A 25,114-nucleotide genomic window follows, 5' to 3' on the forward strand; every position below is an offset into this window, starting at 1 on the left:
AAACAGGAGCCGTTAAGACATGCCTAATTTCTTTATCGATCGCCCCATTTTCGCGTGGGTGATCGCCATCATCATCATGCTAGCCGGGGGACTTGCGATCCTGAAGCTGCCTGTCGCGCAATATCCAACCATTGCGCCGCCAGCAATTTCAATCGCCGCAACCTACCCAGGGGCTGATGCAAAAACGGTGCAGGACACCGTCACGCAGGTTATCGAACAGAACATGAACGGTATCGATAACCTGATGTACATGTCCTCCAACAGTGACTCAACCGGTACTGTTCAGATCACCCTGACCTTCGAGTCAGGTACGGATGCGGACATTGCCCAGGTTCAGGTACAGAACAAACTACAGCTGGCGATGCCGCTGCTGCCGCAGGAAGTACAACAGCAGGGTGTGAGCGTGGAGAAATCCTCCAGTAGCTTCCTGATGGTTGTCGGCGTTATCAACACCAACGGCACCATGACGCAGGAGGATATTTCCGACTACGTGGGCGCCAACATGAAGGACGCTATTAGCCGTACTTCTGGTGTCGGTGACGTTCAGCTCTTCGGTTCTCAGTACGCGATGCGTATCTGGATGGATCCGAACAAACTGAACAACTTCCAGCTGACGCCGGTAGATGTGATTAACGCCATTAAAGCGCAGAACGCCCAGGTTGCAGCCGGTCAGTTAGGCGGTACGCCGCCGGTTAAAGGCCAGCAGCTGAACGCCTCGATCATCGCCCAGACCCGTCTGACCTCTGCGGATGAGTTCAGTAAGATCCTGTTGAAGGTGAATCCGGACGGTTCCCAGGTTCGCCTGCGCGACGTGGCGAAGGTGGAACTGGGTGGTGAAAACTATGACGTGATCGCGAAGTTTAACGGCCAGCCGGCATCCGGTCTGGGGATTAAACTGGCGACTGGCGCCAACGCCCTGGATACCGCGACGGCGATCCGTGCCGAACTGAAGAAAATGGAACCGTTCTTCCCGTCAGGCCTGAAAATCGTTTACCCGTATGACACAACGCCGTTCGTGAAAATCTCCATCCACGAAGTGGTGAAAACGCTGGTAGAAGCGATCATCCTGGTCTTCCTGGTGATGTATCTGTTCCTGCAAAACTTCCGTGCGACGTTGATTCCAACTATCGCCGTACCGGTGGTTCTGCTCGGAACCTTTGCCATCCTCGCGGCCTTTGGTTTCTCAATAAACACCCTGACGATGTTCGGGATGGTGCTGGCGATCGGCCTGCTCGTGGATGACGCCATCGTGGTGGTCGAAAACGTCGAGCGTGTGATGTCCGAAGAGGGACTCCCGCCGAAAGAGGCGACCCGTAAATCGATGGGCCAGATCCAGGGCGCCCTGGTCGGTATCGCCATGGTGCTGTCGGCGGTATTTATCCCGATGGCCTTCTTTGGTGGTTCTACCGGTGCGATCTATCGTCAGTTCTCGATCACTATCGTTTCCGCGATGGCCCTGTCGGTTCTGGTGGCACTGATCCTGACGCCGGCCCTGTGCGCCACCATGCTGAAACCGGTGGCAAAAGGCGATCACGGCGAGAACAAAAAAGGCTTCTTCGGCTGGTTTAACCGTATGTTCGATAAGAGCACGCACCACTACACCGACAGCGTGGGCAACATCCTGCGCAGCACCGGTCGTTATCTGCTGCTCTATATCATCATCGTGGTCGGCATGGCTTACCTGTTCGTTCGTCTGCCAAGCTCGTTCCTGCCGGATGAAGACCAGGGCGTATTCCTGACCATGGCTCAGCTGCCTGCAGGTGCTTCCCAGGAACGTACCCAGAAAGTGCTGGATGAGGTCACGGATTACTACCTGAACAAAGAGAAAGCCAACGTTGAATCGGTGTTTGCGGTTAACGGCTTTGGCTTTGCGGGTCGTGGCCAGAACACCGGTATCGCCTTCGTCTCTCTGAAAGACTGGGCTGAGCGTCCAGGCGACGAGAACAAAGTTGAGGCCATTACGGGTCGTGCGATGGGCACTTTCTCGCAGATTAAAGATGCGATGGTCTTCGCCTTTAACCTGCCAGCGATTGTTGAACTGGGTACGGCAACCGGCTTTGACTTCCAGCTTATCGACCAGGGTGGTCTGGGCCATGAGAAACTGACTCAGGCGCGTAACCAGCTGTTTGGCGAAGTTGCGAAGCACCCTGACCTGCTGGTTGGCGTTCGTCCGAACGGCCTGGAAGATACACCGCAGTTCAAAGTGGATATCGATCAGGAAAAAGCACAGGCGCTGGGCGTCTCTATCAGTGACATCAATACCACGCTGGGCGCAGCCTGGGGCGGTAGCTACGTCAACGACTTCATCGACCGCGGTCGCGTGAAGAAGGTCTACGTGATGTCTGAAGCGCAGTACCGTATGTTGCCGAGCGATATCAACAACTGGTATGTGCGCGGCAGCAACGGACAGATGGTGCCATTCTCAGCCTTCTCCACTTCACGCTGGGAATACGGCTCGCCGCGTCTGGAACGTTACAACGGTCTGCCATCCATGGAGATCCTGGGTCAGGCGGCACCGGGCAGAAGTACCGGTGAGGCCATGAACCTGATGGAAGAACTGGCAGGTAAACTGCCAGCGGGCATCGGCTACGACTGGACGGGGATGTCCTACCAGGAACGGCTCTCCGGCAACCAGGCCCCTGCCCTGTATGCTATCTCGCTGATTGTGGTCTTCCTCTGTCTGGCGGCGCTGTATGAGAGCTGGTCGATTCCGTTCTCAGTTATGCTGGTTGTGCCACTGGGGGTCATCGGCGCCCTGTTGGCGGCCACGTTCCGCGGCCTGGGTAATGACGTGTACTTCCAGGTGGGCCTGCTGACAACCATTGGCTTGTCGGCGAAGAACGCGATACTTATCGTGGAATTCGCCAAAGATCTGATGGATAAAGAGGGCAAAGGGCTTATCGAAGCCACGCTGGAAGCGGTTCGTATGCGTCTGCGTCCGATTCTGATGACCTCCCTGGCGTTTATCCTCGGGGTTATGCCGCTGGTTATCAGTTCAGGTGCAGGCTCCGGTTCGCAGAACGCCGTAGGTACCGGCGTAATGGGCGGTATGGTGACGGCTACCGTTCTGGCAATCTTCTTCGTGCCGGTATTCTTTGTGGTAGTACGTCGTCGTTTCAGCCGTAAGAACGACGAGACCGAACACAATCATCCGGTGTGATGACCCCCATTCGGGTTTAACCGTTAAAAAGGCCGCATATGCGGCCTTTTTTTCAACAATTAAAAATCATAAAATTAGCTTATTGAGGGTTTATATATTTAATGTCACCCTTAAACGGCTTATCCTATTTAACCTGGTTCTATTACAGAAATTCCCAAATTTTTGCGTCACGTCTTAGGTATTAAGAGTATTCCTGGTGTTTTTTGATTTCACCCGCGCTTACCAATGATTTTTAGACTGGTTAAGAAATCACACAGGGTGATAAGTAAAGAGCTGTATCAGGATAAAACAATATATAACATAGTAACCGCCAGAGGCGGTAAAATGCTGCGTAATTGTAATTTTTCGTAATAGCGCGGTGAAATCCTGATTAGAGTAGATTATAGTTAAAGCAAGAGGCATAACAGTAGTCATTGACGCTGAGTCAGTTGTACCCTTCCCGACAACGATGTTCGGTGAGTAAAAAATCACTCAAAAAGGGGATACGCTATGGACGAATACTCGCCTAAAAGGCAAGATATTGCACAGTTGAAATTTCTTTGTGAATCCCTGTACCATGACTGCCTGACCAATCTCGATGAAAGCAATCATGGCTGGGTAAATGACCCGACTTCTGCCATTAACTTGCAGTTAAACGAGTTGATTGAACATATTGCTACCTTCGCGCTTAATTATAAAATTAAGTATAACGAAGATAATAAGTTGATTGAGCAAATTGACGAATACCTGGATGACACTTTTATGTTATTCAGCAGCTACGGCATTAACGCACAGGATTTACAAAAATGGCGTAAATCGGGCAATCGGCTTTTTCGTTGTTTTGTCAATGCAAGCAGAGCTAACCCGTTAGCTTCTCCGGTTAAAATTATTACAAACAATTAGGTGAATTTATGTCTGATAAACCATTAACCAAGACTGATTATTTGATGCGTTTACGACGCTGTCAGTCCATTGACACCCTGGAACGCGTCATTGAAAAAAATAAATACGAGCTTTCTGATAATGAGCTTGCGGTATTCTATTCAGCAGCCGATCATCGTCTGGCTGAACTTACGATGAATAAGCTGTACGATAAAATCCCGACCGCTGTATGGAAGTTTGTACGCTGATTATGTCTAACTACTCTCAGAGATAAAGATTCTACGTTCAGATGTTTCATCCTTTGCGTGACAGGCAGTTCTCCATTGCTGGGCTAGCGCTATCGCCAGGGGAAAGATTGCGTTGTACTGAACAGCCAGCCATCTCATCCCACCCGCCCTTTTCTGGTAACTGTTATGATGTTTCTTAGCATAACTGTTACTGTCCACACACATTGTGGTCACTTAAAATATACGGATCCTTCGTATTGAGTCGAATTCAGAAAGGGCAGAAGATGACCGAGATACAACGCCTGCTTACCCAAACCATTGATGATCTCAATGTTCGCGAAAAGCGTGACAACAAGCCGCGCTTCAGCATCAGCTTTATTCGCAAACATCCTGGTCTGTTTGTCGCCATGTATGCGGCGTGGCTTGCTACGCTGGTAGTGATGCTGCAATCCGAAACGCTGATTGGTTCCGTCTGGTTGCTGGTTGTCCTGTTCATCGTCTTTAACGCCTTCTTCTTCTTTGACGTCAATCCGCGTTATCGCTATGAAGATATTGATGTGCTTGATTTCCGGGTCTGCTACAACGGAGAGTGGTACAACACGCGCTTTGTGCCTCCTCAGCTGATCGAAAACATTCTGCATTCCCCTAACGTCGAGTCCCAGCAAAAAGAGAAACTGCAGAAGATGATCGCCACGAAAGGCGAGCTCTCTTTCTACGATGTTTTCACCCTCTCCCGCGTGGCCGCCTGAACCTCTCCTGGCCTGCCGCCAATATCGGCGGCAGGCATCTTTATCCCGCTTAACGTCTCTTCTTACGCCCCTGCACCGCCTTAAAGCGCGGATTGGATTTACAAATCACGTATAACCGCCCTTTACGCTTCACAATCTGACAATCTGGATGGCGTTGTTTAGCGCTGCGCAATGAATTCAGAACCTGCATACCTACCTCATTATGATTTGTTATAACATAACAATTAGCATATCTGAGTAGCGAGGCAAAAACAACCTGCGCCTGCAGCGTTCGTCAGGTTTTCGCTCTGTGAAAAAGTCACTTAAAATGGTATTTAATTCAGTGTCTCAATTGCTAAATGAACTCACTATCAACTGCGTGCTATAACACTACATGTCAAAGACGTTTTCGTTTTAATGTCATCGGCTTGGGCGCCCAACAACGGCGTTATAAAAGGAAACAGGAGCATGACAACCCGACACCTGGTCAGTGTGGTTACCTGTGTACTCATCATTGCTGTCCTTGTTCCTGTCTGCCTGAGTGTCTGGCTGGCGCACCGCAATGCAGAAGATAAGTTTGTCGATGATCTGAACAGCTACTCTTCGCGCGTACAGATACGTACCGACAGAGTCATTAGCCAGGCGGAATCCGCCCTGAAGGAGATGCACGCTTTTAACGGAACCCCATGCAGTTACGAACATGCGATGGCGATGCGCCGCGCCTCCTTTTCCTGGCGCTACATTCAGGAAGTTCTTTACGTTGAGGATCTGAAACCGCGCTGCTCCTCGCTGGAACAAGTGAGCCATGCCGCCCCGTTTCCGCCAGCAATGCGCATCACCTCCGATGGCTACCGGGCCTGGGTCACCTCGCATAACGATCTGGGCCTCGACCGCTATATGGCCGCGATTGGTACAGAGCACTACATTGTCATGATCGATCCGGCCTCGCTGATCGATGTGATCCCCTTTGGCTCATGGCCGATCGATGTCGCCCTGGTGGGGCTTCGCCGCAATATCGTTTTTGCCAGCAGCAACAAGCTGGATATGCAGGTCTTTCAGGAAATGCAGCGCAATGGCCGCGCGAATTTTCAGCATAACGGCGTGATGTACAACCGGCACGATGTATCTGACCTGGGCTTCACCATTGTGGCGTGGTCCTCTCTGACCCCTTTGCAAAAGAGCTGGCACCACCAGCTTATTTTCTGGCTGCCTTTTGGTGTCCTGATCAGTCTGCTGACAGCCTGGTTTATATTGCGCGTGTTACGCCGTTTGCAATCGCCCCGGTATCGTTTAATGGATGCGATTAATGCCAGGGAATTCCAGGTTCATTTCCAGCCGATTGTGAATCTGAACAGCGGCAGACTCACCGGTGCGGAAGCCCTCGCACGCTGGCCGCAGCCGGATGGCAGCTATCTGTCACCCGATATTTTTGTCTCCCTGGCGGAACAGACGGGCCTGACCAACCCGCTGACGACACTTATCATCGAAAAAGTGTTTGAGGATATGGGCGAATGGTTACGCCAGCATCCGGGCCACCATATCTCGATAAACCTGGCGCCGGCGGATTTGATCTCGGGCACCGTGCTTCCGCTGCTGAGCCGCCTGCTGAATCAGTGGCAACTGCACCCTTCGCAGATTGCACTGGAGCTCACCGAGCGCGGGTTCGCCGATCCTGCGGTCAGCGCCCCGGCCATTGCCGCATTCCGACGTGCCGGGCACTCTGTCTATATTGATGATTTCGGAACGGGTTACTCCAGCCTCAGCTACCTGCAGGATCTGGATGTCGATACGCTGAAAATTGATAAATCGTTTGTGGATGCGCTGGAATATAAAAATGTCACCTCGCACATCATAGAGATGGCCAGGTCGCTCGATCTGGACATGGTAGCAGAAGGTATTGAAACCGAAGGCCAGCTGGCATGGCTTCGTCGCCACGGTGTGCAGTACGGCCAGGGCTGGTTTTACAGCAAGGCGCTGCCGAAAGAGGCGTTTATCCAGTGGGCGGAAACGAATCTCGATCCCGAGAGCCACGCTTAGCGCCCGGCGGGAAGCGCCGCCGGGCGTCACGCTTATTCGTCCAGAAGCGGCGAGAAGCCGCCATAAATCATCCGCTTACCATCAAAAGGCATGGCTTCGCCAAACGCTTTCATTCTGGGATCGTTCATCATCTTCTGATTCGCCTCGTCGCGAACCGCCTTTGAAGGATATTCGATCCAGCTGAAAACCACCTCTTCGTTCTCTTCCGCCTTCACCGCCATGCGAAAGTCCGTTAATTTGCCGTCGGGTACGTCATCTGCCCAACACTCAACAATACGCAGCGCGCCAAACTCTTTAAACAGCGGCGCGGCTTTCGCCGCCAGCTCGCGATAAGCCTCCTTATTATCTGCGGGCACGGCAACCACAAAACCGTCGACATACTTCATCAGATAAACCTCCGAAGTGAACGTGCGGCCACGCGGTGTGGCCGCATCAGCGATTAAGTTTAGTTCTGTTGCCAGTTAAAGGCGTAACGCACCTTTTTCACCTGCAGGATAAACTCCGGAGAGACGCTTGGGCTCCAGGAATCATCGCCCCCAACGCCCATATGGAACGCGTCAAGGTTCAGCCAGCAGCCGGGCTCCTCACGTAACAGATGGTGATGCGAGGTCTCGCGCAGCTGCGTCTGGCTGTAGCGGCTTACCGAGAAGTGAAAATCACCCTCCAGCTGATGCTGCCCTACATTCAGTTGACGCGTATCGCAGCGCAGGCCGTTGTCGGTCGGGAAAATGTAGGGAGTGTGCAGCTCAGCAAGCGGCAGTTCCCAGCGTCCCTGACGGGCAGCGAGCTTGCGATCCGGGTAGTTCTCATGCGGCCCGAGCCCCTGCCAGCTTACGGTCTGCGGCGTCTGCGCCAGCTGACAGCTCAGCCCGATTCGGGCGGGCTCTGGCATATCACTCGCCACCTGCACCTCAACGTCGCCGTGCAGCACGCCCTGGCTATCGATGCGCCAGCATTTACGGCTCAGGAACAGCACCTGATTGTTGTGCTCCCAGGCCTGGAGCGTGGCGATCGTTACCCCCTGCGCCAGCTGCTCCCCCTCGCACTGCAGCAAACGCGGCGTCAGGCTGTACATCCCTGCCGCCTTCCAGCGTTCCACCCAGGCATTCGGATCGATGCGGGTCGCTTCGCTGACGCCGATATCGTTATCCAGCGGGGCGCGGGTAAAGTTATCGGTCAGCGGCGAAAGCAACGTCGGCACGCCGTCGCGCCACCATTGCGTCAGGTTGCCGCTGGTGCGATCAAACTGCCAGCGCTGCTGCTGATGGGTTATGACCAACGCATCATCCTCATGGATCAGCTGTGGAATGGTTCCGGCAGCTTTCGGTGTCGCGATGCATAACGGCGCTGGCAAGGGCCATTGTTCCCAGGCGCAAAGGTGGTTTTCAGCGGACCACGGCGTGGCGGCTGGCTGAATAACCTCAACGTTCAGCCACAGTTCGCCCGGTGCAGATGCCCACTGTGGCAGAGCGAGCTCCAGCCGTTGCGTCCCTTGTGGCGGAATGTCCAGCGCCACAATGTCGGTGGCCAGCACCTCGCCATCACGGATCACCGACCAGCGTAACTGCTCGTTGTCCGTGGTGCGGAAGAGATAATCGCTCTGCACCTCCACCACCAGCGGGGAGTGGCTTTGCAGGGTAAAGGTGAAGAACTGCTGCGCGCGCTGGGCCTCATAGAGGGCCGGATGCGGCGTGCGATCGGGGAAGACCAGCCCGTTCAGACAAAACTGTCTGTCATTCGGTTTATCACCAAAATCACCACCGTAGGCCCAGAAAGGGTTGCCCTGTTCGTCATGCTTCGTCAGCGCCTGGTCGACCCAGTCCCAGACGAAACCGCCCTGCAGACGAGGATGTTTGCGGAAGGCTTCCCAGTATTTAGCGAACCCGCCAAAGCTGTTGCCCATCGCGTGCGCGTATTCGCAGAGGATCAGCGGACGCGTCTCATCCGGCATACCGATCCACTTTTTAAGGGACCATTTCGGTACTGCCGGGAAGGATTGGTCCTGATCGACGCGGGCATACATCGGACAGACGATGTCGGTCGCCGCCGTATTCGCCCCACCGCCCTCATACTGCACCGGACGGCCAGGATCGGTCGTTTTCACCCAGCGGTAAAGGGCGTCATGGTTGGCGCCATGACCAGACTCGTTGCCCAGAGACCAGATGATGATCGACGGGTGGTTACGATCGCGCTGCACCATGCGGGTGACGCGTTCGCTCATGGCGGGTAGCCAGCGCGGATCGTCAGCCAGGCGGCTCATCGGCACCATGCCGTGAGTTTCGATGTTGGCCTCATCCACCACATAGAGCCCATAGCGATCGCACAGGCGATACCAGAGCGGGTGGTTAGGGTAATGCGAGCAGCGCACGGCGTTAAAGTTGTGCTGCTTCATCAGCTCAATGTCGCGGCGCATGGTGGCTTCGTCCATCACCTGTCCGCGCTCAGGGTGATGCTCGTGACGGTTTACGCCACGGATCAGCAGCGGCTTGCCGTTGAGCTTCAACAGCCCGTTTGCGATCTCGACACGACGGAATCCCACATCGCAGGCTTCTACGTCCAGGATCTGGCCCTGCGCGTCACGCAACACCAGGGTCAGCCGGTAAAGGGCGGGGATTTCCGCACTCCACAGCGCCGGGTGTTCCACCTTCAGTGCAATATTTACCCTCTCCTGCCAGCTTCCGCGCTCATCGACAACCGCAGAGCCCGGTGTGCCGATGGCGCTGGCGATACGCTCTCCGTCCCGCCACAGGTTGACGCTCACCTCACAGCCTGCGTAGTCGTTCCCGCCAAGGGTCAGCCCCAGCTGAAGCTGTGCGCGGTCATAATCGGCGTTCAGCTCCGTCACAACGTGATAGTCGGCGATATGGGTATCTGGCTTATGCAGCAGGGTCACGTCGCGGAAGATACCGCTCATCCGCCACATATCCTGGTCTTCAAGATAGCTGCCGTCGCACCAGCGCAGCACCATTACCGCCAGCCGGTTGCTGCCTGCCCGCAGGAACGCAGACACGTCAAACTCCGCAGGCAGACGGCTATCCTGGGAGTAGCCCACCCACTGCCCGTTGCACCAGAGGTGAAAGGCGGAATTGACGCCGTCAAAGAGCAGTCGCGTCTGACCGCCTTCCAGCCAGCTGGCGTCCATCTCAAATGTGAGCGAGTAACAACCTGTCGGATTCTCAGCCGGGACAAAGGGCGGATCCACCGCAATAGGATAGGTGACGTTGGTGTAGATCGGCGTATCAAAGCCCTGCATCTGCCAGTTGGAGGGAACGGGCATCACCACCGCATCCGCGCAATCCTCCTGCGTCCAGCTGTCGGGAACCTGCTCGGGTGCAGGAAAGAAGCTGAACTGCCAGTCACCGTTCAGCGAGCGGATGGCCGGGGTTGGCTCCTCATCCCGCGCGGCGTGCTCATCACGCCAGCCGCTCAGCGGGACGTGGGCAGGAAGTCGGTTCCATTGGGTGACGCCGGGATTCTCCCAGTCACGACGGGCAAGTAGTGTGCTGAGGGTCAGCGAAGCAGGATGGGACATAGTTACCTCTTTGCGAAGCGCTCACAATTTATGGCTACAATGCCCTGTCAGGTTGCCAGGGTAAAGGGGGAGAGCGTCATGAAGCGATGGCGATCACAAAAGCGTTAACGACGCGCCAGCTGTTCGGCCAGCAGCGCCAGCGATTTAAGCTGGCGGGCCAGATCCTCACTTCCCTGCGGGATCTCTTCCCGGGCGGTGGAGTGGCGCTCGACAAGCGTCACCGGCAGCCGGGTTTGTGCCGGGGCTGCGTCACTCGTCCCCTGTTGCGCCAGTAGCCACTCCACGCTGCACAGTCCCGCCTCACGGAACGCCTGACGAACCGTGGTCAGCGGCGGGGTAAACCACGCGCTGTCGGTGGTATCGTCAAACCCCACCACCGAGATCTGGCCCGGCACAGCAATACCTTTTTCGGCACAGGCGCGCATCACGCCAAGGGCCATCTGATCGTTCGCCACCAGGATCCCCTGCGGGAGGGTCGCCCCCGCCAGCAGCTGATGGCCTTTTTCATAACCTGAAGCCGCGCTCCAGTCCCCCTCCGCGACCGCACACGGTTCCAGACCCGCCTCGCCTAAGGCAGACAACCAGCCGGCAAGACGCGCCCGGGCAGAGACGGAACTTTGTGGCCCGCCAAGCAGGGCGATCCGCTGATGGCCCAGCGCCAGCAGATGTTGCGCCCCCAGAGTGGCCCCCTGCCCGGCATCAAACACCAGGCTGTGTACCCGGGCATCAGGGGAGACATCAAGAAACAGTACCGGCACCGGAAGGGCCTGCGCCTGCAGGCTTTCTGCCTGGGCCTCTTCGAGCGGCACGTTAACCAGCAGCCCTTCCACGCGCTGGGCCAGCAGCTCTTGCAGCGCCGCCATGCATTGCTGGGGATTTTCCACCATCGAGATCAGCACGCTCGCCCCGCGCTCGCCTGCGCGGGTCTTCACCGCTGAGGCAATCTGCGAGGGGGCATGCAGGGCCAGATCGGTGGTAATCAACCCCAGGGTGCGGGTGCGTTTACCGGCCAACTGCTGGGCGCCGCGATTGGGAACATAGTGCAGCTCGGCCATCGCCTGCAGCACTTTCTCCCGGGTCCGGGCCGAGACGTGGGCCGCATCATTAATGACCCGAGAGACGGTTTGATAAGAGACGCCCGCGAGGCGGGCAACATCATAGAGCGTTATGGCTTTCATGCGCTTCGCGTTGCAGTGACAGAGGTACCTATTCTGTCATAACGCCTGGCGTAAAGCATGTGAGCGCTTCGCAAAATCAGACAACGCGCTCAGGCTGCGGGACTAGCGGGCGCGGTCTCTGACGAAACCATGGCAGACAGATCTGGATCAGCGGGCCGATGCTTAACGCATAGAGCACGGTACCGACACCAAAAGTGCCCCCCAGCAGGCAGCCAGTCAGCAAAACTGAAATCTCAATCGCCGTGCGCACGCTGCGAACCGACCAGCCGGTGCGGGCGTTGATACCAGTCATCAGGCCATCACGCGGCCCGGCGCCAAATCCGGCCCCGATGTACATGCCGGTCGCCAGCGCATTTACGATAACCGCGCTGACCAGCAATACGCAGCGGGCCATCAGCGAATCGATAGCCGGAATAAACGCCAGCGCGACATCGGCCGCCAGACCGATGGCAATCACGTTGCTGATGGTGCCGAGCCCCGGGCGCTGGCGCAGTGGGATCCACAGCAGGAGCACCAGCACACCGGTCAGAATAATGACGGTGCCAATATCCATTCCCAGCAGTTTTGCCACCCCCAGGTGGAAAACATTCCACGGATCGGCCCCCAGATCCGCGCGTACAAACATCGCCGTTGACAGGCCATAGAGGCTTAATCCGACGTAAAGCTGAAGTAATCGACGTAACATGATCGCTCTCCGATGGTTTCTGCTTTTATCATTGCCTGAAATGGCCCTATGATTAATGACCAGTTTTCAAAAAGTGGACTGCCTGTGTCATCACGTCGATTTGGAAGTCAATCATTAGTGCGTCTGCTGGGTCACTGGCAGGAGAGCCCCTCCCGTACCCCGCTGTGGCGACAGCTGGCCGATGCCCTGCGCCTGCTGATCCTGGACGGCAGGCTGGCGCTGGATACACGCCTGCCGGGAGAGCGGGAGCTGGCTTTAACGCTGGAAGTCAGCCGGACCACCGTCAGCAGCGCCCTTGCCCATCTGCGGGATGAGGGCTACCTCGAAAGACGACACGGTAGCGGCTCACGGGTGATCCTGCCCAACAGCCGCACGCCCCCTACCCGCGCCAACGCCAGTGCGGCGCTGGATCTCTCTACCGCCGCGCTGGGAGCCGGGCCGGAGATCCATCAGGCCTATACCCATGCCCTGACCGCCATGACGCCACATCTGACGCAAACCGGCTATGACCAGCTAGGACTGCTGGCCCTGCGCGAAGCCATTGCCGCACGCTATACGGCGCGCGGCCTGCCGACCCGGGCAGAAGAGGTGATGGTGGTTAACGGCGCCGTCAGCGGGCTGGCGCTGGTACTGCGCATGTTCACCGGGCCAGGCGATCGGGTAGTGGTGGATCACCCCACTTACCCGCTGGCTATTGCGGCGATTCAGGGGGCATCCTGCCGCCCGGTAGGTGTCTCGCTGCCGCAGACCGGCTGGGATATTGACGGCTTTGCCGCCACCCTCGCCCAGACCGCGCCGCGCCTGGCTTATCTGATGCCGGATTTCCACAATCCCACGGGCCGCTGCATGGATGCGACGAGCCGGCAAGCTATCGCCGCCGTGGCTGCCCGGGCCCGCACTCTGCTGGTCGTCGATGAAACCATGGTGGATCTCTGGTTCGATGCGCCTCCCCCAGCGCCGCTGGCTGCCTTCTGCCCGAACGGCAATGTCATTACCCTCGGCTCGGCGGGAAAAAGTTTCTGGGGCGGCCTGCGTCTGGGCTGGGTTCGCGCCCCGGCGCGTACCATCGCCACGCTGGCGCAAACGCGCGATACGCTCGATCTCGGCTCGCCGCTGCTGGAACAGCTGGCGACCCTGTGGTTGATTGAGCAGGGCGAAACCTTTTTACCTGCCCGACGGCAGATGCTGCGTGAGCGGCGAGATGGCTGCGCCGCGCTACTGCGGGAACATTTTCCCGACTGGCGTTTCCAGGTGCCGGAAGGGGGCTTATCCTACTGGGTGGAACTGCCGGATATGCTGGCCACTCAGCTCGCCACCCGCGCCGAAGCGGCGGGTATTCATCTGGGGACCGGGACGCGGTTCGGGCTTTCCGGGGCGTTTGACCGCTACCTGCGCATGCCCTTCTCTCTGGAGCCAATGGCGCTGGAAAACGCCCTGGTGCGGATCAAGCCGCTGTGGCTGGCGCTGATTAACGGTGGGCAAAACGTAAAACGTCCCCTGGTGTAATCGCCTTTTCGCCGTGGGCGACTGCAACGTTGATATTAATTACGGGAAAAAAGTGAGCGGGCGCACAAATAATCGCGCATAACGGGCAATTTAAAAATGTCTGACTGTAATTGTTACAGTCAGACATTTTCAGCATGGGAGGTCAGTGCTGAGCAGGAATAGGAAAACCTTTCAGGGAAATAACAAAACTATCGCCTTCTTTCTTTATTTTTGCGCCGGTATCACACCAGTCAGACGCAATTCGAAAGAACTCATCACTGCCAACGTCCCAGCCCAGGCGGACATGTTTGACATAGCCAGAGCGCAGAAGCGTGCAGGCTTCGGAGTAGCTGCTGGCGGTGGATTGTTGATGTTGTTTCATTTTTTCTTCTTCAGAATTTTTCTTAGTGCCTTGATTTCTTTAGGAGTAAATGGAGCTACACTCTCTTCTTCCGTATGCTGATTGTCGATATCCTCCTCCGTCACTCCCGCCTCATCTGCTACAGCAAATGCCATCTGCAACAGCTTCTCAGTGGTAACGCTGAGATTCTCATTATTCACTTCGGCATAATGACGAAGTTTCTCTTTCAGCGCTTCGTCAATTTTTACATTCAGGACTGCAGTCGTCATCGTTTTTACATCCCTGGCTATTTTTTCTTAAATTAATACACGAAGTTAACATTATTATCCAGATATATATTCTCTGCTTATACATCATAAAAATGTCACACTTACCCTGCAGAAAATTTATGACAGAATAATGACAACCATGTTTCAGTATGATGACAATTTGCGAAATATACAGGTCAGTTTAAAAATATATAATATGCGTACTGTTATTGGGGATAATGGCGATAATGGATATGAAGCGATGCTGAGGAGAGCAGAAATGGGTGGGGGCCCTGCCAGCTACATCCCGGCACACACGTCGTCTGCCCTGGCTGCTTCCTTCCGGACCTGACCTGGTGAACAGAGTAGCGTTGCGGGAGAACCAACAGAGCCCCCATTGAGAGCGTTGTTAACCAACGCGCTGGCGCATTATCACTGTACGGGATAGCAATTGCAAGTTAACCGCGTCCGGGTGATGTTTTATTGCGCAAAGCGTTTACAGAGTGGGCACTTTCTTCCTGTCTTGTCCGTAAATCTTTATCATGCCCTTAACACAGGAGCACAAAATGGACGAGCACGACTCTTTTCCCCAGCGGGTATGGCAGATAGTGGCCTCGATTCCCGAAGGCACGGTCACCACCTATGGCGAGGTGGCGCAGCTGGCGGGTTCTCCCCGTGCAGCGCGACAGGTAGGCGGTGTGCTGAGAAAGCTGCCTGAAGGTAGCACCCTGCCCTGGCATCGGGTGGTCAACCGCCACGGAGCGATCTCCTTAACCGGGCCAGATTTACAGCGCCAGCGTCAGGCCTTACTCAGCGAAGGTGTGCAGGTGTCGGGAAGTGGGCAAATTGATATGCAGCGTTATCGCTGGCGGTATTGAATAGCCCCTCTCAGACGAGAGGGGCATGAAGCATTAAAGCTGGGTTGGCGCCGGCGTAGCCGTAGATGGACTAACCTGGGTTGGTGACGTTGACGGCACCGTTGTCGGCGCACCGCCGCCAGGCTGCAGCGGCAGCGAGGTCTGCTGTACCGGCACCAGGACCAGATCGGCTTTGGTACCGCCCTGGTTGATCACCGGTTTAACGATATCGGTCATCAGGACAACCTTATCGTCGATGGTGATAGCTGCGCTCAGCAGGATGCGGGCGTTAGGCTGAACATCCGCCGGGTTAAACGGCAGTTCAAATTTAAATGGCGCCTGTTTACCCTCGGTACGCGTCGCCCGCTGCGCCAGAACCTTCGATGGCGAATCCGCCAGCGAGGCATCAGACAGAGTAACGGTTAACACTGCATCCGGCGGTAAAGCCACCTTCTGGCGGATCCAGATTGTACCTGAGACATTTGGCTGCTGAATGGTCGGCTGCGTCGCTACGCCAGCAGTGTTAGGGTTCGGCGCCGGCGTCTGAATGTCTGCGCTTTTGTCCGCGCAGGCAGAGAGAGCAACCGCTACCGCTAAACCACTTAACATGTGCACGAGTTTCATTGAGTTCTCCTTATCATCAATGCACCAGCGGGATCGATACCGCCAGATGAGTGGTTAACATAAAGATAACGAGACTAAGTGTGGCACAGATCAATTATTTATGCCTGGAATCCCCCTGTTATTCAGATTATTGCACCCATCGGACCACTTGCATTTCTGCGTTATACTCTGCGTATCTTTCGCCACGGCGTGTTAATTGAGGACGACTATGAGTCAGGCACTAAGCAATCTGCTGACATTATTAAACCTGGAAAAAATTGAAGAAGGACTCTTTCGGGGACAAAGCGAAGATCTGGGATTACGCCAGGTTTTCGGCGGCCAGGTTGTGGGACAAGCCCTCTACGCTGCTAAAGAGACCGTACCTCAGGAGCGCTTTGTGCACTCCTTTCACAGCTATTTTCTGCGCCCTGGCGACAGCCAGAAACCGATCGTGTATGACGTTGAAGTCCTGCGCGACGGCACCAGTTTCAGCGCCCGCCGCGTGGCGGCGGTGCAAAACGGCAAGCCAATCTTTTACATGACCGCCTCATTCCAGGCACCGGAGCCGGGCTATGAGCATCAGAAAGCGATGCCCCCTGCCCCCGCACCCGACGAGTTGCGTTCCGAGACGGACATTGCCCGCGCGCTGGCGCACCTGCTGCCCCCACAGGTTAAAGAGAAGTTTCTTTGCGATAAACCACTGGAGATCCGCCCGGTTGAGTTCCACAACCCAATGAAGGGCCATATCGCCGAGCCTGCCCGTCAGGTCTGGATCCGCGCGAACGGCGCGATGCCGGAAGATTTCCGCGTGCATCAATATCTGCTCGGTTATGCCTCCGACTTCAACTTCCTGCCGGTTGCCCTGCAACCGCACGGTGTGGGCTTCCTTGAGAAAGGGATGCAGGTTGCCACCATCGACCATTCGATGTGGTTCCACCGTCCGTTTAATATGAATGAGTGGCTGCTGTACAGCGTGGAGAGTACCTCGGCGTCGAGCGCCCGCGGGTTTGTTCGTGGTGAGTTTTATACCCAGGATGGCGTGCTGGTCGCTTCTACGGTGCAGGAAGGGGTGATGCGCAACCGCGGCTGAAATGAAAAAACCGGGTGGCGGCTTCGCCTTACCCGGCCTACAAAAGCACAATCCGTAAGCCCGGTAAGCGTAGCACCACCGGGCAATACTTTAATTTTACGCGTTGTATGCGTTCTCGCCGTGGCTGTTGACGTCCAGACCTTCGCGCTCCTGCTCTTCCGGTACGCGCAGCCCCACCGTCATGTCTGCCAGCTTGTAGCCGATAAAGGCCACCACACCCGACCAGACCACCGTGATGGCGATACTTTCCAGCTGAACCAGAACCTGGTGACCCATGGTCACGCCTTCCGCATAACCCACGCCGCCAAGGGACGTTGAGGCGAAGAAACCGGTCATGATACAGCCGATGATGCCGCACACGCCGTGCACGCCAAAGACATCACACGGGTCGTCCACACGCAGAACACGTTTCAGCGCCGTTACGCCCCACAGACCGGCCAGACCCGCCACGATACCAATGATCAGCGCGCCACCGACACCGACGAAGCCACAGGCCGGGGTGATGCCCACCAGACCGGCAATGGCACCGGAACAGGCACCCAGCAGCGAAGGCTTACCGCGTACCGCCCACTCGCCAAAGATCCAGGAGAGGATAGCGCCCGCTGTCGCCACAACGGTATTCACGAAGGCCAGCGCCGCGATTTCGTTTGCTGCGCTTGCTGAGCCGGCGTTAAAGCCAAACCAGCCGAAGTAGAGGATAGCTGTGCCGGTAAAGACCATCGGCAGGTTGTGCGGTTTGAAGGCCTCTTTGCCAAAACCGACGCGTTTGCCGATCAGGTATGCTCCCACCAGCCCCGCTACCGCGGCGTTGATATGCACAACGGTACCGCCCGCAAAGTCCAGCGCGCCATGAGAGGCCAGCAGGCCGCCGCCCCACACCATATGCGCCACCGGCACGTAGGAGAGCGTGAGCCACACCACCACGAAGATCAGCACGGCGGAGAAGCGGATACGTTCCGCCAGCGCCCCGACAATCAGCCCGACGGTGATACAGGCGAAAGAGCCCTGGAACGCCACGTGGATGTACTGATAGAAGCTGCCCATTACCGCGGTCAGCTCGATATTTTTCAGCATCGCCCAGTTAAAGCTGCCGAAGAAGGCGTTGCCCTCCCCGAAGGCCAGCGAGTAGCCATAAACCACCCACAGCACACAAACCAGCGCGAAGGTCACCGTCACCTGGGTGAGCATGGAGAGGACGTTTTTGCCGCGGATCAGGCCGCCGTAGAAGAGCGCGATCCCCGGAATGGTCATAAACAGCACCAGCGCGGTGCAAATCATCATAAAGGCGTTATCGGCTTTGTCTGCTACCGCGGGTGCAGCCATTGCCAGCCCCGGCAACAGCGCCAGAGACCCCAGACCTGCTTTAAGTGTTGTTGTGTTCATTTTCTCGATCCCTATCACTGTGTGCCTGCTGTTTTACAGTGCCGCTTCGTCGGCTTCGCCTGTACGAATGCGAATAACGCGTTGCAGCTCAGCAACGAAAATTTTGCCGTCGCCAATTTTGCCGGTGTAGGCTGCTTTGCTAATCACGTCGATGACTTCTTCCAGCTGATCGTCGGCGATCGCCACGTCAATCTTCACCTTTGGCAGAAAGTTGACGCTATATTCCGCGCCTCGGTAGAGCTCTGCATGCCCCTTCTGTCGACCAAAGCCTTTCACCTCGGTGACGGTCAGCCCCTGAATACCCATTGAAGAGAGCGCTTCACGCACGTCTTCGAGCTTGAATGGTTTGATTACCACGGTAACCAGCTTCATATATCCCCTCCAGTCAGAATTCGGTTTTGGCGAGCTAACGAAGGAGGTATTGCAAGGGGTGTGCCAAAAGTGAAAAGGGCGTGAATACGAGGCATCACGATAAGATGGCGAAAAAAAACGCACCATGACAGTGCAGGGCGCGTTTCATTTTTGCACCAACCGATTCAGCGGCTGGCAGGTTGCGTGATTTTAGTGCATCAGGCGCTGAGGGACTCCTCCCGCGCACTGGCGGCCAGCTCTTCGCCAGCGAGCTGCAGTTGATACATTTGCCAGTAACGCCCTTTCGCCTCAAGCAGTTGCTTATGGGTACCGCGCTCAACCGCCTGGCCGCGATGAAGCACCAGAATGGTATCTGCCTCAACAATGGTCGACAAACGGTGGGCAATCACCACCAGGGTGGTCTGTTCGCGTACCGCCGCCAGCGCATGCTGGATAGCCTGCTCGGTGCCGGAATCGATGCTGGCGGTGGCTTCATCGAGGATGAGCACCTGCGGCGTATCGATCAACACCCGGGCCAGCGCTAATAGCTGCTTTTGCCCGACTGACAGATTGTTACCCTGCTCGCCCAGCCGGGTATGGATACCGTCGTGCAGGCCGCGAGCCAGCTCCGCCAGCTGCACCTTTTCCAGCACGTCCCACACCTGCTCTTCGCTAAACGGCCGCCCCAGCGTCACGTTGGCATAGAAGGTGTCGGCCAGAACCACCGGATCCTGCTGCACCATCGCCACCCCTTTACGCAACACGGCGTGGCTCAGGGTCGACAGCGGGCGCCCATCCAGACGAATTTCACCTTCGGTGAGCGGATAGTAGCCCATCAGCAGGCTGGCGAGGGTACTTTTACCGCTGCCGGTATGCCCCACCAGTGCGACAAAGCTTCGGGAGGGTACCGTCAGGTTGATATCCTGCAATACCAGGCGATCGTCGCGATAGGCAAAGGAGACCTGATCAAATTCAATCTCGCCGCTTTGCAGTTCGCGCTCGTCATCCCCATAGGCCTGGCGCGGGCGATCCATCAGCTCAAAAACGCGCTCACCGGCGACCACCGCCTGCTGCAACATCGACTGCTGGGTGGTGAGTTCAATCAGCGGCTCATTAAGACGGCCCAGATAGCTGATAAAGGCATACAGCACCCCCACTTCGATGGTGCCACGGGCGGCAAAGCCAAACTGCATCAGCAACCCGCACAGCACCAGCGCCGAAAAGAGGCTTAACAGCGGGCGCAGCAGGAAACCGTCCAGACGCAGGGTCTGCATGCGGGCCATGTAGTGTGAGCGGCTGGCCTCGCCCATCCGTTCGCCAAAGCGCGCCTGCTGACGGAACTGCTGAATCACGCTCATGCCATTGATGACCTCGTTAAAGCCATCGTTGATATCCGCCAGATAGGTTCGCACCCGGCGCACAATCGGTGTGCTGTAGCGCTGGTAGATGATCATCACAATCATCACCGCCGGGAAAATCGCCATCGCCACCAGCGCCATGCGCCACTCCAGGCTGAACATCGCCACCAGCATAGCGCCGACCAGCGCGGCGCTGCGCAGCACCGTCGCCACCACCGTAACATAGAGATCGCGGATCACTTCCGTATCGTTAGTCACGCGGGAGATAATCTGCCCGACAGGCTGGGTATCGAACGCGCTCAGCGGCTGGCGCAGCGCGGCGTCCATCACGTCGGTGCGCAACTGCTGCACCACCCCCACGGCGGCCTGGTTAAAGAGCAGCGACTGGGAGTAGTGCAGCCCCGCCGCCAGCAACTGTAGCCCGACATAGGCCACCGCCAGCCCGGTAACTAAACCGAGCGGCAGATAGTTTTTCGCCACCATGTTGTCGATGAAATAGCTGATCAGCAGCGGGCCGGTCACTTCGGCTATCGCCGCAATCCACAGTAATATCACCGCCAGCGACAGCGGTTTGCGCCACGGCGAGCCATAGGCCAGCAGGCGCTTCAGGGTAGGCCACAGCTGGGAAAAACTACGCATCGGCGGCCTCCTCGTCCGTTTCCGGCACCTCATCCAGCGCCGCTTCCAGTTGTTGATAACGGTACATATCGCGATACCAGCCCGGCTGTTCCGCCAGTTGCTCATGCTGCCCGCGCTGGGCAATGTGCCCGTGCTGCATCACCAGAATTTCGCTCGCCTCGGTCAGGGCCGAGAGACGATGGGCGCTGATGATCACCGTGCGCCCCTCCCCCCACTGTCGCAGGTTATGCAGGATCTGATGTTCAGTACGACCATCGACGGCAGAAAGGGCATCGTCGAGGATCAAAATTTCGGCATTCAGCAGCAGCGCACGGGCGATGGAAATACGTTGCTTCTGCCCGCCCGACAGCATTACGCCGCGTTCGCCCACTTCGGTTTCATAGCCCTGCGGCAGGCGCAGGATATCGTCATGGACGCTGGCGAGACGCGCGACGTGCTCGATCTCCTCGCGTGTGGCGTGCGGACAACCCAGCGCAATATTATTCGCGACGGTATCGGAGAAGAGGAACGGCGTCTGGCTCACCACCGCAAGGCGGCTGCGCCAGCTATCCAGCCGCAGCTGCGGCAGCGGAATGTCGTGGAAGCGGATCTCCCCCTGGGCAATATCGAAGTGACGCTGGATCAGCGACAGAATGGTGCTCTTGCCGGCGCCTGTTGGGCCGCAGATGCCCAGCATCTGCCCCGGTTGCAGCGTAAAGTGGACGTTTTCAAGCGTGACCTGTTCCGTTTGCGGATAGCTAAAGGCGCGGACGGCGACATTCAGCTCGCCGCGTCCGTTCGGTACCGTCTCGCTACCGTCGTTGACCACCGGCGCTTCGGCGAGCATGGCGCGGATCCGGCTGTAGGCCGCGCTGCCGCGCTCGACAATGTTAAACATCCAGGCCAGGGCCAGCATCGGCCAGATCATCAGCCCCAGATACATGGCAAAGCTGGTCAGCTGTCCGAGCGTCAGCGAGCCGTTAATCACCATCCAGCTTCCGCCGCCAATGGCCAGCAGGTTAGCGGTGCCGATGGCGATATAAATCGTGGGATCAAAACGGGCGTCAATCCGGGCGACGCGCAGGTTTTTGGCCCCGGTATCCGCCGCGTCGGCGGCAAACAGCGCCGACTGACGATCCTCCAGGCCAAAGGCTTTGATCATCCGGATACTGGTCAGGCTCTCCTGGGTACGGTCGTTAAGAGTGGAGAACGCCGCCTGCGCCAGCTTGAAGCGCTGGTGAAGCTGATCGCCGTAGCGTTTGATCGCCAGGGCCATCAGGGGCATTGGCAGGAGCGCCAGCAGGGTTAACTGCCAGCTGATTTGGGTCGACATGACGATCAGCACCGCGCAGCCCATCACCAGCGAGTCCACCAGGGTTAATACCCCTTCCCCGGCGGCAAAGACTACGCGATCCACGTCATTGGTGGCGCGGGCAATCAGGTCGCCGGTGCGATGGCGCAGATAAAATTCCGGATGCTGGCGGCTGAGCTGGCGGTAAAAATCTTCCCGCAGCTCGACGGCAAGCTGGTATGACGCACCGAACAACAGCACGCGCCAGACATAGCGCAGCAGGTAGACCACCACCGCCGTCAGGACCAGCGTGCCGATCCACATCATCACCCGTGCGGTGGTGTAATGCTGTTCCGTAACGCCATCCACAACGTAGCCCACCACTTTTGGTGGGATGAGCTGCAGAATGGCAATAATAATAAGCAGGGCGACTGCACCGAGGTAGCGTTGCCACTCCCGGCGAAAGTACCAGCTTAACTGAGCAAATAATCGCACGCGGTCTTTTCCTGAGGATTGTATTCCGGGTTATTCAATGGGTAAGGCGGTGGTGTATTTTATCTGTTCCATCGCAAAGCTGGAGGTGACATTCGTCAGACCCGGCACGCTGTTGACCAGCCGTTTATAGAAGTCATCATAGCGCTTCATGTCTGCTACCTGTACGCGCATCAGGTAGTCATATTCGCCCGCCATGCGCCAGAAGCCCAGCACTTCCGGCATCTGTGAAACCACGCTAACGAATCCGCAGTACCATTCGCTGCTGTGGTGCTGCGTTTTTATCAGCACAAACGCGGTCAGGCCAAGCCCCAGTTTTTCGGGATCGAGCAGCGCCACACGCCCCAGCAATATGCCTTCGTCTTCCAGTCGTTTCAGGCGTTTCCAGCAGGGCGTGGTGGTCAGATTAACGGCATCCGCCAGCGCCTGCAAAGAGAGGGTGCAGTCACTTTGCAGTAAGGAGAGCAGCTTACGGTCAATTTTATCTAGCATAACCACCCCGCAGAGAAAATTTTTCTCTTGTCATTCTATTTTAAAGGCCAGATAGCAACAATTTTTTCTGTGCTTTTCGCTATGCTGGGCACACAATGACAAATGGATAACTTCGATGAATAGCACCTGGGTTAAAAATGCCATCAGTGAAATTAACGCCGATTATCAGCGCTCGGCGGATACACACCTTATTCGCCTTGCCCTGCCCGGTTTTCCGGGTATCCAGCTCTATCTGAAAGACGAAAGTACCCACCCCACCGGCAGCCTGAAGCACCGTCTGGCGCGCTCGCTGTTCCTGTATGGGCTGTGTAATGGCTGGATCAATGAAGGCACCACCATTATTGAATCCTCCTCCGGTTCCACCGCCGTCTCTGAGGCCTATTTTGCCCGCCTGCTCGGCCTGCCGTTTATCGCCGTTATGCCATCCTGTACGGCGAAACGTAAAATCGAACAGATCGAATTTTACGGTGGTCGCTGTCACTTTGTGGAAAGCGCCTGTGAAATTTATGCCGCCTCAGAGATGCTGGCCCGGGAGCTGAACGGCCACTATATGGACCAGTTTACCTTCGCGGAGCGGGCCACCGACTGGCGCGGCAATAACAACATTGCCGACAGTATCTTCCGCCAGATGCAGAATGAGCCTAACCCGGTACCGGCCCATATCGTGATGAGCGCTGGCACCGGAGGCACCTCGGCCACCATTGGCCGCTATATTCGCTGCCAGGGATACGATACCCGTCTTATGGTGGTGGATCCGCAGAACTCCGTATTCCTGGATTACTGGCAGCAGCGCGCTCCTGCCCTGCGCAGCCCGGTCGGGAGCAAAATAGAAGGGATTGGCCGCCCGCGCGTCGAACCATCGTTTATTCCGGATGTGGTGGACGAGATGCTCCGCGTGCCGGATGCCGCGAGCGTCGCCACCGCCCTCTGGCTGGAAACGCAGCTGGGCCGCAAGGTGGGGGCCTCAACCGGCACCAATATGTGGGGCGCGTTACAGCTGGCCGCGCGGATGCGTGAGGCAGGGCAAACCGGCTCTGTCGTGACGCTGCTGTGCGACAGCGGTGAGCGCTATCTGGAGACCTATTACAACGCCGAATGGGTAAAAGCGAATATTGGCGATGTGGCGCCGTGGCTTGCGGAAATCACCCGGCTGGTAAAATAAAAAAAGCCAGACGCTTGTCTGGCTTGCTGGAAGGGTCTCACTATTCGGGGGAATAAGGAAGATCAGGTGTATCCAGCCAATGGGTTAAGAAATGGGACACGGCCTCGTTGCGGCAGTGTCCAATAACCGGTAAATGCGCCAGCTCGGCGATCAGCTGCGGCATCGCATTGCCCATAATCAGGCCGCGCCCCACGCTGCCCAGCATCTCGCGATCGTTCATCGCATCGCCAAACGCCATACACTCCTGCAGGCTCAGGCCCAGATGTTCGCTCAGCACCGCCAGCGCGGAGCCTTTGTTGCACCCTACCGGCAGCACCTCCAGACAATCGATGGCCGAGAAGGTGAGATGCGCGCGGCCGCCCAGCGCCTCGTTGAGCTGAATGCGCAGGCGGCACAGATCGTCATGATCGCCGCAGAAACAGATTTTCGTCACCGCATGGGCCGGAATACGGCGCAGATCGGTCACCTGATACTGGAAGCCGCTATAGACGTGCGCTTCGAGCAGCGCCGGGATTTCCTTGCCTGTCAGCCAGCCGGTATCGTTAAAAACGTGGATGCTGGCCTGCGTATCCCATGTGCTGTGCAGCACCTGTTCTGCCACATCCGGGGCGAGATCCTGGCGATAAAGCACATCCCCTTCCAGAGAGTGAATGCGCGTGCCGTTGCCGGTAATCAAAAAGGCGTCGAGGGAGAGCGCCCCCATTAAGTGGCGCATCTCCAGCACATGACGACCCGTGGCGAAGGTGAGCGTGATATCACGCTCACGCAGCCGCTTAAGCACGCTCAGCGTCCTATCGCCTAAACGGTGATCCGGCATTAACAAGGTGCCGTCCATATCAAATGCCGCCAGCCGCGCCATGAGAACTCCAAAAATGTGAAGAGGTAACTTGTGCAACAGTATTGCCTGGTATATAC

Annotated in this window: 23 protein-coding genes and 1 other RNA gene; 9 read left to right on the forward strand and 15 right to left on the reverse strand. The window is 56.8% G+C overall.

Annotation, left to right across the window (positions count from 1 at the left end):
• Positions 1-19: 19 nt before the first annotated feature.
• The 4 genes from acrB (at position 20) to WFM46_RS02905 (ending at position 4,997) form a co-directional block, all read left to right on the forward strand.
• A complete protein-coding gene (gene acrB / locus WFM46_RS02890) occupies positions 20-3,160 on the forward strand; it encodes a multidrug efflux RND transporter permease subunit AcrB (protein WP_336997033.1) in 3,141 nt (1,046 codons plus the stop codon).
• 489 nt (positions 3,161-3,649) lie between these two features.
• A complete protein-coding gene (gene tomB, locus WFM46_RS02895) occupies positions 3,650-4,042 on the forward strand; it encodes an Hha toxicity modulator TomB (RefSeq protein ID WP_180208997.1) in 393 nt (130 codons plus the stop codon).
• An 8-nt stretch (positions 4,043-4,050) separates the two neighbouring features.
• Positions 4,051-4,269: an HHA domain-containing protein gene (locus WFM46_RS02900; protein ID WP_032616864.1), complete on the forward strand. Its 219-nt coding sequence runs from the start codon at positions 4,051-4,053 to the stop codon at positions 4,267-4,269.
• Positions 4,270-4,532: 263 nt separating this feature from the next.
• The gene (locus tag WFM46_RS02905) at positions 4,533-4,997 is read left to right on the forward strand and encodes a YlaC family protein (RefSeq protein ID WP_336997034.1); all 465 of its coding nucleotides are present in this window, start codon (positions 4,533-4,535) and stop codon (positions 4,995-4,997) included.
• A gap of 49 nt (positions 4,998-5,046) precedes the next feature.
• Here the strand turns inward: WFM46_RS02905 and ykgO are convergent, their stop codons facing one another.
• Entirely contained in the window at positions 5,047-5,187 is a 141-nt protein-coding gene (gene ykgO, locus WFM46_RS02910; protein ID WP_003859006.1) for a type B 50S ribosomal protein L36, read from the reverse strand.
• A 257-nt stretch (positions 5,188-5,444) separates the two neighbouring features.
• On the opposite strand from ykgO, the gene WFM46_RS02915 reads away from it, so the two are divergent.
• Positions 5,445-7,013 (forward strand): EAL domain-containing protein, encoded by a 1,569-nt coding sequence (locus WFM46_RS02915; RefSeq protein WP_336997035.1) that lies wholly within the window; start codon positions 5,445-5,447, stop codon positions 7,011-7,013.
• Positions 7,014-7,045: 32 nt separating this feature from the next.
• On the opposite strand, the gene WFM46_RS02920 is transcribed toward WFM46_RS02915, so the two are convergent.
• The 4 genes from WFM46_RS02920 to yczE all read right to left on the reverse strand — a co-directional run bounded on the left by WFM46_RS02920 (position 7,046) and on the right by yczE (position 12,408).
• Positions 7,046-7,399 (reverse strand): DUF1428 domain-containing protein, encoded by a 354-nt coding sequence (locus tag WFM46_RS02920; RefSeq protein WP_103178500.1) that lies wholly within the window; start codon positions 7,397-7,399, stop codon positions 7,046-7,048.
• Positions 7,400-7,458: 59 nt separating this feature from the next.
• Entirely contained in the window at positions 7,459-10,545 is a 3,087-nt protein-coding gene (locus WFM46_RS02925; protein ID WP_336997036.1) for a beta-galactosidase, read from the reverse strand.
• A gap of 104 nt (positions 10,546-10,649) precedes the next feature.
• Positions 10,650-11,723, reverse strand: coding sequence for a LacI family DNA-binding transcriptional regulator (locus WFM46_RS02930; protein WP_336997037.1), 1,074 nt, complete (start codon positions 11,721-11,723; stop codon positions 10,650-10,652).
• Between the two features lie 76 nt (positions 11,724-11,799).
• Positions 11,800-12,408 (reverse strand): membrane protein YczE, encoded by a 609-nt coding sequence (gene yczE, locus WFM46_RS02935; protein ID WP_103178497.1) that lies wholly within the window; start codon positions 12,406-12,408, stop codon positions 11,800-11,802.
• An 84-nt stretch (positions 12,409-12,492) separates the two neighbouring features.
• Between yczE and yczR the strand changes: the two genes are divergently transcribed.
• Positions 12,493-13,914, forward strand: coding sequence for a MocR-like transcription factor YczR (gene yczR / locus WFM46_RS02940; protein ID WP_336997038.1), 1,422 nt, complete (start codon positions 12,493-12,495; stop codon positions 13,912-13,914).
• A gap of 142 nt (positions 13,915-14,056) precedes the next feature.
• On the opposite strand, the gene WFM46_RS02945 is transcribed toward yczR, so the two are convergent.
• From WFM46_RS02945 to ffs, 3 genes are all read right to left on the reverse strand, one after another.
• Entirely contained in the window at positions 14,057-14,275 is a 219-nt protein-coding gene (locus tag WFM46_RS02945; RefSeq protein ID WP_032616855.1) for a hypothetical protein, read from the reverse strand.
• A complete protein-coding gene (locus WFM46_RS02950; RefSeq protein WP_039032396.1) occupies positions 14,272-14,523 on the reverse strand; it encodes a hypothetical protein in 252 nt (83 codons plus the stop codon). The genes WFM46_RS02945 and WFM46_RS02950 overlap by 4 nt, the downstream gene beginning before the upstream one ends.
• 270 nt (positions 14,524-14,793) lie before the next feature.
• Positions 14,794-14,890, reverse strand: an RNA gene (gene ffs / locus WFM46_RS02955) — signal recognition particle sRNA small type.
• A 178-nt stretch (positions 14,891-15,068) separates the two neighbouring features.
• Here ffs and WFM46_RS02960 point away from each other — a divergent pair.
• Positions 15,069-15,380: an MGMT family protein gene (locus WFM46_RS02960; RefSeq protein ID WP_442913440.1), complete on the forward strand. Its 312-nt coding sequence runs from the start codon at positions 15,069-15,071 to the stop codon at positions 15,378-15,380.
• 33 nt (positions 15,381-15,413) lie between these two features.
• On the opposite strand, the gene WFM46_RS02965 is transcribed toward WFM46_RS02960, so the two are convergent.
• The gene (locus tag WFM46_RS02965) at positions 15,414-15,983 is read right to left on the reverse strand and encodes a YbaY family lipoprotein (protein WP_103178495.1); all 570 of its coding nucleotides are present in this window, start codon (positions 15,981-15,983) and stop codon (positions 15,414-15,416) included.
• A 208-nt stretch (positions 15,984-16,191) separates the two neighbouring features.
• On the opposite strand from WFM46_RS02965, the gene tesB reads away from it, so the two are divergent.
• On the forward strand, positions 16,192-17,052 hold the full coding sequence (gene tesB / locus WFM46_RS02970) for an acyl-CoA thioesterase II (RefSeq protein WP_336997039.1): 861 nt from the start codon (positions 16,192-16,194) through the stop codon (positions 17,050-17,052).
• A 96-nt stretch (positions 17,053-17,148) separates the two neighbouring features.
• Here the strand turns inward: tesB and amtB are convergent, their stop codons facing one another.
• From amtB to WFM46_RS02995, 5 genes are all read right to left on the reverse strand, one after another.
• Positions 17,149-18,435 carry an ammonium transporter AmtB gene (gene amtB / locus WFM46_RS02975; protein WP_032616850.1) on the reverse strand — a complete coding sequence of 429 codons (1,287 nt, stop codon included), beginning with the start codon at positions 18,433-18,435 and terminating at the stop codon, positions 17,149-17,151.
• 33 nt (positions 18,436-18,468) lie between these two features.
• Entirely contained in the window at positions 18,469-18,807 is a 339-nt protein-coding gene (gene glnK / locus WFM46_RS02980) for a P-II family nitrogen regulator (protein ID WP_103178493.1), read from the reverse strand.
• Positions 18,808-19,004: 197 nt separating this feature from the next.
• Positions 19,005-20,783, reverse strand: a complete 1,779-nt coding sequence (locus WFM46_RS02985) for a SmdB family multidrug efflux ABC transporter permease/ATP-binding protein (protein ID WP_336997040.1) — start codon at positions 20,781-20,783, stop codon at positions 19,005-19,007.
• On the reverse strand, positions 20,776-22,548 hold the full coding sequence (locus WFM46_RS02990; protein ID WP_336997041.1) for a SmdA family multidrug ABC transporter permease/ATP-binding protein: 1,773 nt from the start codon (positions 22,546-22,548) through the stop codon (positions 20,776-20,778). Before WFM46_RS02990 ends, WFM46_RS02985 begins: the two co-directional genes overlap by 8 nt.
• Positions 22,549-22,578: 30 nt before the next feature.
• Positions 22,579-23,037 (reverse strand): Lrp/AsnC family transcriptional regulator, encoded by a 459-nt coding sequence (locus WFM46_RS02995; protein WP_168192003.1) that lies wholly within the window; start codon positions 23,035-23,037, stop codon positions 22,579-22,581.
• A 115-nt stretch (positions 23,038-23,152) separates the two neighbouring features.
• Here WFM46_RS02995 and WFM46_RS03000 point away from each other — a divergent pair, with 115 nt between their 5' ends.
• Positions 23,153-24,199, forward strand: coding sequence for a PLP-dependent cysteine synthase family protein (locus tag WFM46_RS03000; RefSeq protein WP_336997042.1), 1,047 nt, complete (start codon positions 23,153-23,155; stop codon positions 24,197-24,199).
• Positions 24,200-24,239: 40 nt separating this feature from the next.
• On the opposite strand, the gene cof is transcribed toward WFM46_RS03000, so the two are convergent.
• Entirely contained in the window at positions 24,240-25,058 is an 819-nt protein-coding gene (gene cof, locus WFM46_RS03005) for an HMP-PP phosphatase (protein ID WP_103178489.1), read from the reverse strand.
• Positions 25,059-25,114 lie beyond the last annotated feature (56 nt).

Origin of the sequence: Leclercia sp. M50, from assembly GCF_037150775.1 — a bacterium.
Lineage (GTDB): Bacteria > Pseudomonadota > Gammaproteobacteria > Enterobacterales > Enterobacteriaceae > Enterobacter.